The organism is Pedobacter terrae (assembly GCF_900100705.1).
GTDB classification, from domain to species: Bacteria; Bacteroidota; Bacteroidia; order Sphingobacteriales; family Sphingobacteriaceae; genus Pedobacter; species Pedobacter terrae.
In genome coordinates this window covers 21,237-36,478 of sequence record NZ_FNCH01000020.1, presented here as the reverse complement: position 1 = coordinate 36,478, position 15,242 = coordinate 21,237, and the positions used below count along the sequence as shown (strand labels likewise).

The 15,242-nt window shown below is 39.0% G+C and carries 12 protein-coding genes; 8 read left to right on the top strand and 4 right to left on the bottom strand.

Features of this window, described 5'->3' with window-relative positions; all coding sequences use genetic code 11:
- Positions 1–71: 71 nt before the first annotated feature.
- Positions 72–854 (top strand): L-fucose dehydrogenase, encoded by a 783-nt coding sequence (locus tag BLR60_RS20030; protein WP_090503095.1) that lies wholly within the window; start codon positions 72–74, stop codon positions 852–854.
- A 235-nt stretch (positions 855–1,089) separates the two neighbouring features.
- On the opposite strand, the gene BLR60_RS20025 is transcribed toward BLR60_RS20030, so the two are convergent.
- The gene (locus tag BLR60_RS20025) at positions 1,090–1,719 is read right to left on the bottom strand and encodes a DNA-3-methyladenine glycosylase family protein (protein WP_090503094.1); all 630 of its coding nucleotides are present in this window, start codon (positions 1,717–1,719) and stop codon (positions 1,090–1,092) included.
- A gap of 198 nt (positions 1,720–1,917) precedes the next feature.
- Between BLR60_RS20025 and BLR60_RS20020 the strand changes: the two genes are divergently transcribed.
- The 5 genes from BLR60_RS20020 to BLR60_RS20000 all read left to right on the top strand — a co-directional run bounded on the left by BLR60_RS20020 (position 1,918) and on the right by BLR60_RS20000 (position 9,634).
- Positions 1,918–2,595, top strand: coding sequence for a response regulator transcription factor (locus tag BLR60_RS20020; RefSeq protein WP_090503093.1), 678 nt, complete (start codon positions 1,918–1,920; stop codon positions 2,593–2,595).
- Positions 2,596–3,960, top strand: a complete 1,365-nt coding sequence (locus BLR60_RS20015) for a HAMP domain-containing sensor histidine kinase (RefSeq protein WP_090503092.1) — start codon at positions 2,596–2,598, stop codon at positions 3,958–3,960.
- A gap of 142 nt (positions 3,961–4,102) precedes the next feature.
- Positions 4,103–5,371: a TolC family protein gene (locus BLR60_RS20010; RefSeq protein WP_167354791.1), complete on the top strand. Its 1,269-nt coding sequence runs from the start codon at positions 4,103–4,105 to the stop codon at positions 5,369–5,371.
- A gap of 7 nt (positions 5,372–5,378) precedes the next feature.
- A complete protein-coding gene (locus tag BLR60_RS20005) occupies positions 5,379–6,467 on the top strand; it encodes an efflux RND transporter periplasmic adaptor subunit (protein WP_090503091.1) in 1,089 nt (362 codons plus the stop codon).
- Between the two features lie 26 nt (positions 6,468–6,493).
- Positions 6,494–9,634, top strand: coding sequence for an efflux RND transporter permease subunit (locus BLR60_RS20000; RefSeq protein WP_090503090.1), 3,141 nt, complete (start codon positions 6,494–6,496; stop codon positions 9,632–9,634).
- A 205-nt stretch (positions 9,635–9,839) separates the two neighbouring features.
- On the opposite strand, the gene BLR60_RS19995 is transcribed toward BLR60_RS20000, so the two are convergent.
- Positions 9,840–12,236 (bottom strand): TonB-dependent receptor, encoded by a 2,397-nt coding sequence (locus BLR60_RS19995; protein ID WP_208600687.1) that lies wholly within the window; start codon positions 12,234–12,236, stop codon positions 9,840–9,842.
- 287 nt (positions 12,237–12,523) lie between these two features.
- Here BLR60_RS19995 and BLR60_RS19990 point away from each other — a divergent pair, with 287 nt between their 5' ends.
- Positions 12,524–13,270, top strand: a complete 747-nt coding sequence (locus BLR60_RS19990; protein WP_090503089.1) for a LytR/AlgR family response regulator transcription factor — start codon at positions 12,524–12,526, stop codon at positions 13,268–13,270.
- Here the strand turns inward: BLR60_RS19990 and BLR60_RS24960 are convergent.
- Positions 13,259–13,414 (bottom strand): hypothetical protein, encoded by a 156-nt coding sequence (locus BLR60_RS24960; protein WP_167354790.1) that lies wholly within the window; start codon positions 13,412–13,414, stop codon positions 13,259–13,261. The two genes, BLR60_RS19990 and BLR60_RS24960, sit on opposite strands and share 12 nt — an antisense overlap.
- Positions 13,415–13,507: 93 nt before the next feature.
- Between BLR60_RS24960 and BLR60_RS19985 the strand changes: the two genes are divergently transcribed.
- Positions 13,508–14,590, top strand: a complete 1,083-nt coding sequence (locus BLR60_RS19985) for a sensor histidine kinase (protein ID WP_090503088.1) — start codon at positions 13,508–13,510, stop codon at positions 14,588–14,590.
- A gap of 71 nt (positions 14,591–14,661) precedes the next feature.
- On the opposite strand, the gene BLR60_RS19980 is transcribed toward BLR60_RS19985, so the two are convergent.
- Positions 14,662–14,892 (bottom strand): hypothetical protein, encoded by a 231-nt coding sequence (locus BLR60_RS19980; protein WP_090503087.1) that lies wholly within the window; start codon positions 14,890–14,892, stop codon positions 14,662–14,664.
- Positions 14,893–15,242: the final 350 nt, after the last annotated feature.

The window sequence follows — 15,242 nt, the reverse complement described above, 5'->3', positions numbered from 1 at the left end:
TATACTTCGTGTTCTCTGTGAAAAACTCTGCGTCCTATGTGGTAAAAAACAAAATAAAAACATAACCAAATATGAATTTAAATTTAAACGGCAAAATAATCCTGGTAAGTGGTGGAGCAAAAGGCATCGGCGGGGCAATTGTTAAAGCCCTGGCTATTGAAAATGCTTTCCCGATCATTATTGGCCGTAGCGAAACTGATAACGTAAAAATGCTTCAGGAAATAACAGATTTAGGTTTAAAAGCTGATTATTTCACCGCTGAGCTTACCCTACCCGATCACTGTAAAAACATTATTGATGCCATCTTGACCAAGTATGGTAGAATTGATGGCTTAGTAAACAATGCAGGCGTTAATGATGGTGTAGGTTTGGAGAGTGGAACCTACGAGAGTTTTATGGAATCGCTACATAAAAACGTGGTGCATTATTATCTTTTGGCCAAATATACCCTTCCTTCGCTAAAGCAAAGCAAAGGTTCAATTTTAAATATTGGGAGCAAAACTGCAGAAACCGGGCAAGGCGGAACATCTGGTTATGCAGCATCAAACGGCGCCAGAAACGCTTTAACACGTGAGTGGGCGGTAGAACTATTACCGTTTAGCATCCGTGTAAATGCCATTATTGTTGCCGAAGCCTGGACTCCGTTATACGAGAAATGGATAAACTCTTTTGAAGATCGTGATGCAAAACTTAAAAATATCACCGATAAAATTCCGTTCGAAAACCGAATGACGACTGTGGAAGAAATTGCCAATACCGCCGTATTCTTATTATCAGATAAATCTAGTCATACCACGGGCCAACTGATTCATGTAGATGGCGGTTATGTACACCTGGATAGGGCGCTGTTGTAAAATATTTACGTTCAATTCAACAAGACGCGTCATTCCAGCGCAGACGGGAACCATGAAGTGCTCATCGAAGCTAATCCAAAGGCACGGTATGGCATTAAGGTTCCCATTCGATAGCCATCGGATCAAGTTGGGAATGACGTAGCACGTTTCACTAATCTATTTCCTCAACCCCTCGGTCTGCGTCTTCACAGACCGAAATTTAAATACATACAGAAATCACACCATGGTCTTTTGCCTATTTCCTTTTTCTTTCTTCTAAATACGCATGCCACAACAGCATCGTGGCAATAGTGCGGTAAGGTTTAAACTGACCGGCCACCGCAAACATTACTTCTTTACTTACTCCCTTTGCCAAACCTTTTATTTTCTTCAAGGAGTTTACCGCGGCCAAGTCCCCTATCGGGAAGATATCCTGATGGTGCAGCATAAAAATCAGGTAAATATCAACCGTCCAATCGCCAATCCCTTTGATACTTTTAAGCTGGTTTCTAATAGCTGAATCGTCCATTTTCTCCATTTCGTTTAAAGACAATGTTCCCCTAACTATATTTTCGGCCAAATGGCGTACATAAGCCGTTTTTTGCCGACTGAAATAACAATCTCTCAATTCCTGATCGGTGAGTGATAATAACCTTACAGGTGTAACCTCCTTTATTTTTTCTTTCAATTTATTCAATGTGGCCAATGCCGAAGCCAAAGAAACCTGCTGCTCTAAAATAACATGTACCAATGATTCGAAAGTATTTGGCCTCGACCAAAAGGGTGGATAACCGTATCGATCCAAAATCAATTGTAAATCCGGATGACGGCTACACAATAAATCACAAAGTTGATGATAATTGGTCTGATCAAATCTTTCAAACATGATTCAAATATAATAAGGATGGTGAATAAAAAAGTCGGTTTCGGTTATTAAGACACCGAGCGATAGAATGTAATATTACTTAACTCCTGGCAACCTTCTTTATTCGGTATGAACGTACATAATAGTCTCCATTTCCCTCGGTAACGGAAAAACCCGTGTTTTAACCCAATTTTAAGATGAGATGGTTACTTTTGTTGAATGCTAAAGATTGGAATAGCTGAAGACGACCCTAAAATTGCCGAACTTTTAAAGTCGGCACTAGAAGAAAACGATTATCAGGTACTCACCGTATCTAACGGTATTGATGCCCTGGATCTTTTTTTAAGTGAAAGTTTTAACCTATTGGTTATCGACGTGATGATGCCCGGCCTCAATGGCATTCAGCTTTGTAAACACCTTAGAAAAAACACATTACACACGCCAATCCTGATGCTTACGGCTATGGGTACCATTGATGATAAAGTTACTGGTTTAGAAGCCGGTGCAGATGATTATCTTGTAAAACCCTTCCACCTAAAGGAGCTTTTGGCCAGGGTTTCAGCACTTTTGCGCAGGCAGCCACCTATTGAAATGCCAACTGACCATAAACTATATTTCGAAGACCTTATTCTTGACACCTATAGCAAAGAGGCAAGCCGTGCAAATAAACCGATCGAATTAAGCGCCAAAGAATTTATCTTGCTCGAGCTATTTATGCGCAACCCCAACCGTTTGCTCTCGCGACAATTTATAGCAGAGCAAGCCTGGGATATCAGTTTCGAAACCGGCACCAATGTAATTGATGTGTATATCAATTTTCTGCGAAAAAAAATTGAAAAGGGTTTCGACCGAAAACTTATCCACACCAAAATCAATATGGGCTATATTCTGAAATAAATGAAGATAAAGGACCGCATAGCACTGTATTTTACGTTGATCAGCACTTCTATGCTCTTCGCAGTGCTCTGCACGGTATATTTCACCTTTATGAAATTTTTGGAGGCCGATTTCTTCGAACGCCTGACAGACCGAACGATGGTTACCGCTAAGCTTTATCTCGAAGCCGACGAAATCAGTAGAGATGCATTAAATACGGTGCGTCATAAATACCTTCAAAAGTTAAACAGCGAAGTAATTCGTGTTTACGACCAAAAGAATAGGGCGACTTTTATAGGTGATACTGCTCAATACTGGACCCCTGCCACCATTGACCAGGTACGCAGAAAAGGTCGTTTAAAGTATACGGACGGACAGCGACAGGTTGTCGGTATTTATTATAAAGATAACCAGGGCGACTTCGTCATCCTCGCTTCGGCTGATGATCAGGGTTCGCACAACAGGCTTAACAAACTGTTGAAGATCATGATTTTTATCTTCTTCCTTATTTCGCTCGTCGTATTATTGTTGAGCAGGTGGGTTGCACAGAAAATGCTAAAACCGTTGCAAAAATTTATGCTCGAAGTAAAACAGGCCGGCGCCCGAAACATGGAATTTAGGGTAGAAGAAAATAAGAATAAAGACGAAATTAACCTCATCGCCCAAAGTTTTAACCATTTGATGGAAGAACTTGAACAGGCTTTTATGCTGCAAAAAACCTTTGTAGCCAATGCTTCGCACGAACTTCGTACCCCTGTTACGCGAATGATGATGACCGCCGAGCTTGCCCTCTCAAAAGAGAGAGATCAGGCTGCCTATCAGAAAGTAATCGCTTCAATGCTTGAGGATGCCGAAAAAATGGAACACACCATTACTGGTTTAGTGACCCTGGCAAAAATGGACCTCGACCTGATTAATTCGAAGCTTGTTCCGATCAAACTTGATGATTTGCTTTCTAAAATCCAAACTGAATGGAAATTACAGAAAAACCTTAAACTTAAAATTACTTATCAAAATTCCATTGATCCAAAACCTGAAATATTGGCCAATGCTATTTTATTACAGATTGCCCTGGATAATATCATATCCAATGCTTTTAAATTTTCTAATAATCAAGACGTAAATATTCTTGTAGAAACCATTAAAAACCATTTGCTCATTCATATCACCGATCATGGATCTGGCATTGCAATAGATGATCAGGCAGATATCTTCAAGCCTTTTTATACCCGTGCAAAAGAACAAGGGCATCATGGCGAAGGCATGGGGCTTTATATGTCCAAAAAAATTATCGATTTACTTAAAGGCGAAATCACAATTAAAAATTCAGAACACGGTGGTTGCACTTTCACGGTTTCGCTAACGCTTATTTCTAACGAGCGTTGAATAATTTATCGTTTACAACGATAAAATCGTGTAGCTATTTATGCACTCGTTTGGAAACGGGCGCAGGCATGCCCAACAACTTTAATCCGCTTTTAAGTTCAATTTAATCCCTTTTTAATCTGGTAAGGATAGTTTTGCTTACATGATAAGGATATTTTCGTGGCTCATTCTTTTTTGGGTATTATCAGCCGGTGCAACTTTCGCACAGCGCGATACATTAAGTTTAAACTTAAGCCAGGCCGAAAGCCTCTTTTTAAGGAATAATTTCGATTTGTTAGCCAGTAATTATGAAATTGATCAGGCAAAAGCAGAAATCATCACGGCTAAGCTTTTCGAAAATCCTACGCTAGAGTACGAAAACCTTTTTTACAACCAGGAAACAAAGAAATTCCTGCAAACCTCTTATGCACATGGTCAATATGCCGGATCCATTTCGCAGCTGTTCAAACTTGCCGGCAAACGAAATAAGAATATTAAGCTGGCCCAAACTGGAGTTAAAATGGCCGAATACGAATATTTCGACCTGATTAGAACGCTGAAATTTGAACTTGTTAGTACCTTTTACAAAACCTATTATGCTGCGCAATCGGTTAATGTATATCAGGAACAAATCAGTTCTACAGAGCAGTTGATGAAGGCTTATGACCTACAGTTACAAATGGGCAATGTGGCTGCGAAGGATGTAATCAGGATTAAATCATTATTGATCAACCTTAAGGCAGAACACGCTGAATTACTGAATGATCTGGAAGATTACTATAAAGACTTGAAGCTGCTCTGCGGAGTCAACGCTTCCGCTGCAATCACTCTGGTTTTAGATAAATCAGTCCTCACCTCCCCCGCTGTAGATAAAATTCCCTACCAGGCATTACTTGATTCGGCCAGGGCCAACCGCGCTGACCTCAAACTCGCCAAAACCAACCTGCTTTATAACGAACGTAATTTAAAGCTGCAAAAAGCTATGGCCATTCCTGATATAGAAATTGGACTGAGTTACGACCTCAAAGGCAATTATCCAGAAAAATATACCGGTTTAGGCATTAAAATTCCCATTCCCCTTTTCTCCAGGAATCAGGGAGAAATTAAAAAAGCCCAGATTGGCATAACTGCGGCAGATGTAAATATTAAAAAACTGGAAGCTTTACTGGAGAACGAGGTATTTAACAGCTACAAGACTGCTTTACGCAACGAAAAATTGTATGCAGAGATTGATCCGGCCTTCAGTACCGATTTTAATACACTTGTTTCTGGCCTGATCAAAAATTTTAAGGCAAGGAACATCAGTCTGATCGAATTTTTGGACCTCTATGATGCCTATAAAGAAAGTACGCTTCAGCTCAACAAACTCCAATCAGAAAGAATGAGCACACGCGCTGAACTCAATTATGTAACCGGTTCTAATATTTTTTAAAATTCATATGCAAAATCTTTATAAAAACACTGTACTCATTGCCGCAACCAGCTTATTCTTGGCTTGTAGCGAACACAAAACGGCAACACCAAATCATAAATTTGCCATTACCGATTCTTTGATCAGCCGCTTAATAATTGATACTGTACAGCAAGCGAATGGCAAAACCGAACTTATTTTTTCGGCCAAAATTGCTGCAAATGAAGAACGCAGATCAGAACTTTTCCCCATGGTAAGTGGAACGGTAAACCGGGTTGGGGTAAGGTTGGGCGATCAGGTTTCGGCTGGACAAACACTGGCTACGCTAACCAGTTCTGAAATGGCAGGTTTTGATAAAGAAGTTATAGCGGCCAATGCTGAACTTAAAAATGCAGAAAGAGCTGTAAAACAGGCCGAACAACTTTTCCAGAGTGGTTTATCATCGGCGAAAGAACTCGAAGAAGCCAAAAATGACTATCAGATCAAAAAAGCCGAGGCGAAAAGGGCCAGTTCTGTATTAAAACTCAATGGTGGAAGCAGTACAGGATTATACGCAATTAAATCGCCTATTAGCGGTTTTGTGATCGAAAAAAATGTTACGCAGAACATGCAGCTGCGCGGCGATAACGACAAAAGTCTTTTTACCATTGCCGATCTGTCTAACGTTTGGGCCATGATTAACGTTTACGAATCCGATATTTCACGCATTAAGGCAGGTGATGAGGTGAGTTTATCTACCCTATCCTATCCAAATAAAGTTTTTAAAGGAAAAATAGAGAAATTATATAACCAGGTTGATCAGGAAAGCAAAGTCATGAATGCGAGGGTAGTGATCGCAAATCCGGGCTTTTTGCTTAAACCAGGCATGCTCGGAACAGTAAAGGTTTCTGCAAATTCGGCAGTTGATCTTCCGGTTTTAAACTCAAGAACGGTAATTTTCGATGAAAATAAAAATTATGTACTCGTTCTGGGGCCGGATCATAAGGTGAAGGTCCGAGAGATCGAAATTGGACGTAAAACCGCTGATAAAACTTACATCAGCAAAGGTGTACAGGCCGGCGACCGCATCATTGCCTCCAAACAGGTTTTCTTGTTCGAAAGCCTAAAAACACAATAATTTTTTCCATTACCTAGATTTTAAAAATGAATAAATTCATAAAAAGCATTATCGGCTTTGCACTGAAGAATAAATATTTCATCTTTTTTGCCACTTTTATTTTAATCCTGGCAGGCTATTTAAGCTTCAAGCATACTACGATTGATGCCTTTCCCGATGTAACCAATACCAATATTACCATTATTACCCAATGGCCGGGCCGTAGTGCGGAAGAAGTGGAAAAATTTGTGAGCAGACCTTTGGAAATTGCCATGAACCCTACCGAAAAGAGAACCAGCATCCGGTCTTCCTCGCTATTTGGCTTATCCATCGTAAAGGTAAGTTTCGAAGATGATGTAGATTATGCCGAGGCACGGGTTCAGGTAAATAACCATCTTGAAGAAGCCGATCTGCCCGAAGGCATCCAGCCTGAAGTTCAACCTCCTTATGGACCAACCGGAGAAATTTTCCGCTATACCTTAACAAGTGATACAAAATCGGTCCGAGAATTAAAAACCTTGCAGGATTGGGTTGTACAACGCGAACTCTTATCCGTTTCAGGCATTGCCGATGTAGTTAGTTTTGGTGGCGAGGTTAAAACCTACCAGATCACGGTAGATCCGCAAAAAGCAATCCAATATGGTGTAAGTGCAACCGAACTTTTCGAAGCGGTATCTAAAAGCAATATCAATGTGGGTGGTGATGTAATTGTGCAGAGCGGTCAGGCTTATGTGGTACGTGGTATCGGTGTGCTCAACAATATCGACGAAATCAGAAACGTGGTTGTTGACAACATCAATGGCACCCCAATTTACGTCAAAACCATTGCCGATGTAGCCGAATCGGCCTTACCCAGGTTGGGGCAGGTTGGCCGCGACAGGGATCCTGATGTGGTAGAGGGTATTATCGTAATGAGAAAAGGTGGTAATCCCAGTGAGGTAATAGCGAGATTAAAAGAAAAGATCAATACCATAAACAACACCATTTTGCCCGGTGATGTTAAGATCAAATCTTTTTACGACCGTGAAGACCTGGTTAATTACTCCGTACATACCGTAATGGGCAATATGCTCGAAGGGATTTTATTTGTTACGCTGATTGTATTTCTTTTCATGGCCGATTGGCGCACTACTTTAATCGTTTCGATGATTATCCCATTGGCCTTACTTTTTGCCTTTATCTGTCTCAAATTAAAGGGCATGCCTGCCAACCTGCTTTCCATGGGCGCTATCGACTTCGGGATTATTATTGATGGTGCAGTAGTAATGGTTGAAGGGATCTTCGTCGTATTGGATGCAAAGGCCAGGAAACTGGGCATGGAAAAGTTTAATAAGATGAGCAAGCTCGGCTTCATCAAAAAAGCTTGTCTTGAAAACGGAAAAGGTATTTTATTTGCCAAACTGATTATTATTACTGGTTTGCTCCCCATTTTTACTTTCGAAAAAGTAGAGGGCAAAATGTTCTCTCCATTAGCCTGGACATTAAGTTTTGCCTTATTAGGTGCGCTAATTTTAACCTTTACCCTGGTACCTGCCATGGCCAGTGTACTCTTGAAAAAAAATGTAAAAGAGAAACACAATATCTTTTTAGCGTGGATTACCAAAGCAACCCTTAAATTTTATGATATATGTTTCAAAAAAAAGAAACTTGTTTTTACCATCTCGATTATAGTACTCCTTTTAGGTGCTTTCAGCTTCAAATTTTTAGGTACCGAATTTCTACCCAGTTTGGATGAGGGTTCCATTTATGTCCGCGCTACCGGGCCTTTGAGTATTTCGCTGGACGAAACCAAAAAACTTTCGAACGAGATGAGAAAGATTTTTTTAAGTTTTGAGGAAGTAAAACAGGTGATGTCGCAAACTGGCCGACCGAATGACGGAACAGATGCCACTGGTTTTTATAATATGGAATTCCATGTGGATATTTATCCGCGGAAAGAGTGGAAACGCAGGCAGAGCAAAGAACAACTGATTGAACGCATGCAGGAGAAATTAAAGAGCTTTCCGGGCATCAGCCTCAACTTTTCGCAACCCATTTCCGACAACGTGGAAGAAGCGGTTTCGGGTGTAAAGGGGTCGATTGTAGTGAAATTATTTGGCGAAAACTTTGAATACATTGAACAGGAAGAAGAAAAGATAGAAAGCATTTTAAAAACGGTTGATGGTATTGAAGATTTAGGAATTTTAAGAAATCTTGGTCAGCCCGAACTGCAGATTAATCTTGATCAGAAAAAAATGGCCTTATATGGGGTAAGCACAGCAGATGCGAATGCCGTTATTGAAATGGCTATTGGCGGAAAAGCTGCTACGCAAATTTATGAAGGCGAGCGCAAATTTGATCTGATTATCCGTTATCCCGAAGATTTTAGGAATGATGAAAGTTCAATCGGTAAATTACGCGTACCTACCCTATCCGGTTCAAATGTTCAATTGGGTGAAATCTCGGGCATTAGCAAAATTACAGGGCCAAGTATGATTTACCGTGATAAACATAAACGTTACGGGGCGATTAAATTCTCTATCCGCGGCAGAGATATGGGAAGTGTAATTGCCGAAGCACAGCAAAAGGTAAATGCAAAAATCAAATTGCCACAAGGTTATCAGCTGGAGTGGGCTGGTGATTTTGAAAACCAACAAAGGGCTATTGCGAGGTTATCGCAGGCCGTTCCGGTAAGTTTGCTGTTCATATTTTTTATCCTTTTTGTACTTTTTGGAAATATCAAAGATGCATTATTGGTATTAAACAATGTTCCTTTTGCCATGATTGGTGGCATCCTAGCCCTCCTGGCTGCGGGTGTAAACTTCAATATCTCGGCAGGGATTGGTTTTATCGCATTGTTTGGCATCTGTGTACAGAATGGTGTAATTCTCATTACCCGATTCAAAACCAATATCACTGAGCTGAAATACCACCCAAACTGGACTTTTACCGATGCCATGCGTGATGGAATTGCCAGCAGGTTTAGGCCGGTATTAATGACGGCATTAATGGCGGCTATTGGTCTGATGCCCGCGGCACTCTCTACAGGAATCGGTTCAGAAGCATCAAAACCGTTGGCTATCGTCGTTATTGGTGGGTTGATTACGAATACTTTATTTAATCTTTTTGTTTATCCGATCGTATTTTATTGGTCGTACCGGAAAAAAGTTTATGGAGGAGTTAATGATGAAAAAATACAGGCTCGATAAGAGAGATTTACTTAACAACTGATCATCTGGCTAGTTACTCATTTCAAGATCGTCAATACCAGAAAATCTTTTTATCCGGCGAAGCAATGACGACCATTCTGTTAGCGTCTATCAATTATAACAACGTTTAAAGATCCCTGTATTAAAACAAAAAGGCTGATACCAAAATGGTAACAGCCTTTAAATACTATTTAGAAATTTCCTCTTAAAACTTGAAAGTAAAATTACCGGTAACTTTAGCCGGACTTTGAGCGGCATACCTGAACGACCAGTATTTTTCGTTAGTTAGATTATCTATCTTTAAACCGATCCTATATTTGGGTTTGTCGTAAAATACAGCTGCATCAAGAACGGTGTAAGACGGAATACTGAATTTAAATGTAGCCGTATTTACCTGGTTATAAGCACTACCATAAATCCCGCCAAAACCCAATCCTAAGCCTTGAGCAGGACCATCAATTAAACGATAACTGATCCATATATTAGCCATTTTTGGTGCTCCGGCAGTGGCTGGTCTTAAACCTTCAACACTGGCATTGGCTTTGGTATATTTACTATCATTATAAGTGTAACCAGCAACAATGTTTAATCCGGGCACTGGATTGGCAATAATTTCAGCCTCAAACCCTTTACTTAACTGGGTACCATCCTGTAATGAAAAGTTAGCGTGTGCAACATCATCATATAATGTATTGGTTACCTTAATGTCGTAATAGCTAAAAGTGGCACTGATTTTATCAAGATCAAACTTGGCACCACCCTCAAACTGGTTGGCATAACTCGGCTTAAAGGTATTTCCTTCAAAATCAGAACCGCCGTTGTTGCTAAACCCGTTCATGTAATTACCAAATATCGAAACTTTGTCTTTCACGATTTGATAAACCGCACCGAACCTTGGCGAAAAAGCGGTTTGATTATACTTTCCTTTGGTAATGTCGTTAGCAAAATCATAAGTTCCTCCATTAAAATAACGGTCTACCCTTACCCCGGCCATAACCAGCAATTTATCCGTTAGGTTCAACACATCAGAAACATAAGCACTATAAGTGGTTTCCTCATTCGAAACCTGATTATTATAGGTTGCCGTTGTGAATAATGGTGCTATCCTGGTTGAATTAAAGTTATTATAGGCGGTACCAGGTCTTTTAAAATTTAAAGCAGGCATATTTACCGTAGCATCATTACGTGTAGCACGCAGGCTGTAAAAATCTACGCCTAATACTACCCGGTTACGTAAACGGCCAATTTTAAAATCGCCATTAAAATTTTGTTGAATATCGGTTCCGTAATAAGGATAATCCTGATTGGTAACCGCTTGCCTTAAAGTAGAGTCTGTTAATAAGTTGAGCGCCACGGTATAACCTTCAGAAGAGGAACGGGTACGTGATAAAATCGTTTGCGATTTCCATTGTTCGGATATTTTGTATTTAGCCTGTGCAAAAATGTTATACTGTTGACTGGTGTAGTTAACCGTATTATTGGCAAAAGAGAGTTTGTAGGGCATCTGCAAGTCGGTTATACTTCTGGCTTTTAAGTTTACCAATGTTGGTGCTATTACCAAACGTGTAGGTGAAGTGGCTTTCGAACCGCTCAATTCTACATCTAAAGCCAGGGTAAGCCTATCATTTACCGCATAAGAAAAACTTGGTGCTATTAAATAGTTTTTATAAAAGCCTGCATCCTGGAAACTTCTTTCACTGTGTAAAGCGGTGTTAATTCTTAATAGTGCTGTTTTTTCTTCATTCAATGGTGTATTCACATCGGCTGTTAAACGGTTAAGGTCGTAACTTGCAGCCGAATAAGATATTTCTCCCTTAAAGGTATCGAAAGGTTTTTTTGTTACACGGTTAAACAAACCACCAAAAGATGATATTGTACTGCCAAATAACGTTGCCGCAGGACCTTTAATTACTTCAATACGCTCCAGATTAGCCGGATCAATGGTGGTGTAAGTAAAACTTCCAACCCCATTTCTGACCAATTGAGGAGTGCTAAAACCTCTTGAAATGTTACTTGTTCTACCCTGGTTACGGACCTCGGCAATACCTGCCCCTGGTACATTTTTAAAAGCACTGTTATAATCGGTTATTAATTGCTCTTTCATCAGCTCTTTACTTACAACACTATATACCTGCGGGTTTTCCATGTTGTTAAGCTGCATTTTAGAAACATCTTCACTTTCTTTTTTCGCAAACCGGTTTCCGCCGCTGCTGATAATGACCTCCTCCAGTTTTTGGGAAGTATAATCCAGTTTTAGTTCGAGTTGGGCTACAGGATTTTCGGGAGTGATTTCAACCGTTTGTGTAGAACCATCAAAACCTACCCTGATCATCTGTACAGTATACTGACCAAATGAAAGGTTTCGCAGCTCAAATTTCCCATCTGCATCGCTTACGGTTCCCTTTTTAATTTCTTTAAGTTTCACGGTTACGCCCTGAGCGCTGCTCCCGTCTGTTATCGTAATTTTGCCGGTAATGCTTCCTTTTTCAGGCTTGCTGCTTTGGGCCATAACCAAACTCGAAGTGAATTGAAGCATGAAAAGCAAGGTGATTACCTTCAGCTTAGTTTTAACATTATGAGTAGAAAATAAATTTATAATCATTTTATCCTTATTTAGACTGCTTTAAAATTAGGACGCAAAGAAGCGCATTTTGTGCGTCAAAAACAACAGCCGAATAAAGTTTTTTTGTACTTTAAAAAAGACATAGTCTATACCAATAAATCATGCGTCTTTTCAGACCTCACCCATTATTTTTTCTTTTTATGCTAAAATGGAATCGAAAAAATAAGCGCTTTTACGTCTGCACTCCTACCATAGTATTACGCTTTTTTACTCGCCAATTAAGGATAATTTGTTAAATTGCCTTTATCTAATTTAAATCGATCTTCATGAAAAATCCTATCTCATGCATCATCATTGATGATGATCCTACGGCAATCGACATTTTGAAAGACCATATTGAGGAAATGCCAAGGTTAAAGGTCCACCGTGTCTTCACTAAACCGATAGAAGCACTAAGTGAAATCAGTGCAGAGCGAAATAAACAATTGATTTTTTTGGATATTGATATGCCAGCAATGTCTGGACTACGACTTGCTGACAACATTAAACACAAATCGCATAATATAATTTTTACCACCTCCTATCCGGAATTCGCATTGGATGCTTTTAAGGTAAGGGCAAAACATTACCTGTTAAAACCATTTGACATTGGAGATTTTACAATAGTGGTTAATGAAGTAATTTCGGAGTGTTATGATGCACAGCAAATTGTAAACGAAGATGGAGGTGCATTTTTCTTGCGCACAAATGGTGAACGGGGTAAATTGACCAAAATACTTAAAAAGGATATTATTTATCTCCAGGGATCAAACAACCATGTACACATTTATACACCAACAAATGATTATTCGGTGTACATGACCATTAAGGAAATGGAAGAAAAACTTCAGGAAAATGAACACTTCTATCGTGTTCACAAATCATACATCATAAACACCTCCTATGTACAGGAGATCAATGGGCACAAAATTGACCTTGGAAAGTACGAAGTGCTCATGACCCCACAATACAAAGAGGCATTTATGAATTACATTGAAAACCAAACGCTGGTATCAAAACGTTTAAGGGGTTGATCTCTGTACACCGGTAAGTGTGGTAATTACTGTTACCGTACTGGTTGTTGGATCAGTTTTTTGGGAGCGAACATGAGCCGCTTTCTCCGAGCGGAAAACAAATGCAGTTTTCCGGGTTGATTTTAAGTCTGTTATTCTTTTCATAAAAGAAAATTAGCCGCCTAAAAACCATCAAAAGAGTACATTACGCAAAGCAATTGTTGACTGTTGCGAAACTGAATTTTAACCAAAGAAAAAATGAAGAACTGGCTTACAAATTATCGCTGGCATATTATCTCATGGGCTACTTTCATTCTTTATGAATATTTATTAGTCTCCCTGATTCTTAAAATAAATAGCCCAGTAATAAACTATGGTATTCATTACATTATTATTATCACCTTCTTTTACGTACATGCAGAACTTGTATTGAAACGGGGCTTGAAAACACGAAAAGCCGCTTATTTTAGTATAATCATACTGTCTGTGCTGGAAATTTGCTTATATACATTAGCGTCATACCTTGCCGACCGTTATCTTTCGAAAGTGTTAACTCTTTCTATCGGTAAAATGACAGTTGCAGACTGGAAGCAAATTTCCTTAACGATATGGAGAGGCATTTACTTTCTGCTATTCTCAACAGCTTATTATTTTATTAAAAGTTATATACATCAAAAAAACCGAACGACCGAACTGGAAAAAAAAGCAATTGAAGAAGTGTTGAAGAAAAAACAAATAACACTTGAATTGGCTAATGCTAAAAATGCCTATCTAAAGGCACAAATAAATCCACATTTTTTGTTTAATACATTAACTTATATTTACAACAGCACACATAAAAGTGAACCCCGCGCTGCAGAAGCAGTACGGTATCTTTCAAAACTGATGCGTTACGCATTGGAATGTGAACATGGACCAGAGGTTATGCCGCTTGAAGCAGAGATCCGTCAGGTGGAAAACCTTCTTCAGCTTTGCAGAATAAAGCAGCCTGACTTATTTATAGATTTTATTTATGATCAGAAAACAGAATCGACGGAAGTAATTCCACTACTCTTACTTAGCCTAACCGAAAATATGGTTAAACATGGTAACCTTAGCCAACGGGAAGACCCCGGAAAGATTATAGTAAAACTGCAGGATGGGATATTTAGCATTCTAACAAATAACCTGATTAACACAGGCCTGAATGATACTGGTTTCCACACAGGTCTTGAAAACATACGGCATAGGTTATTGCATACCTACGAAGAAAAGGCAAAAATCATTTCGGGCCCGAAAGGCAACTATTTTGAAGTGTTAATTACAATCAACCTAACAGAAGCACAATCATTTTATAAATGATTTAAAGTGTCGTTAAATAGATATCATTGTTTATTAAAGACTAAACGTCTTTTTCTACATTCTATTTTTTGCTAGAAGTTATTTACTTCAAAACCACGATAACTAAGCATTTCAGCATTATGCGAAACAATTAAGCGAAGTTTTAACCTTGCTATAATTTCTTTGGCCTGAGCAATATTTCTATGAATATCGTTTATTCCCCTGATTTCGATCCCACCCTGCAGCAGCTTAAACTTGCTAGGTTCAAACTTATCAATAAACTGCTGTAAATCTGGACTAACTTTTATCTGATTGTTTTGCATAATTAATTTAGTTCTATAGCCGCAAAGCAACACAAAGCGTTTTAAATTATCTGCAATTTCATATTAACTTATTAAGAAATATAATGTTGTATTTTTTGAATTCAGCTTCTACTCTACTGAAAACTGGCTATTTAAATCACCTTAGCTGATTTAATATGATATTCGCTTCACTTCCAGATCATGTATAACTAATAGTTTTGTATAAATAATAACTCATGCGTACCGCAAAAAACTGACTAAACGCCAATATTATATCTTTACTGCGATATCAACATTGCTGTTGGCACTTATTTTTAATTTTAGCCGTTCTAAAAAAGATGGATTCATGATTTTTAATAGCTCATCTAACA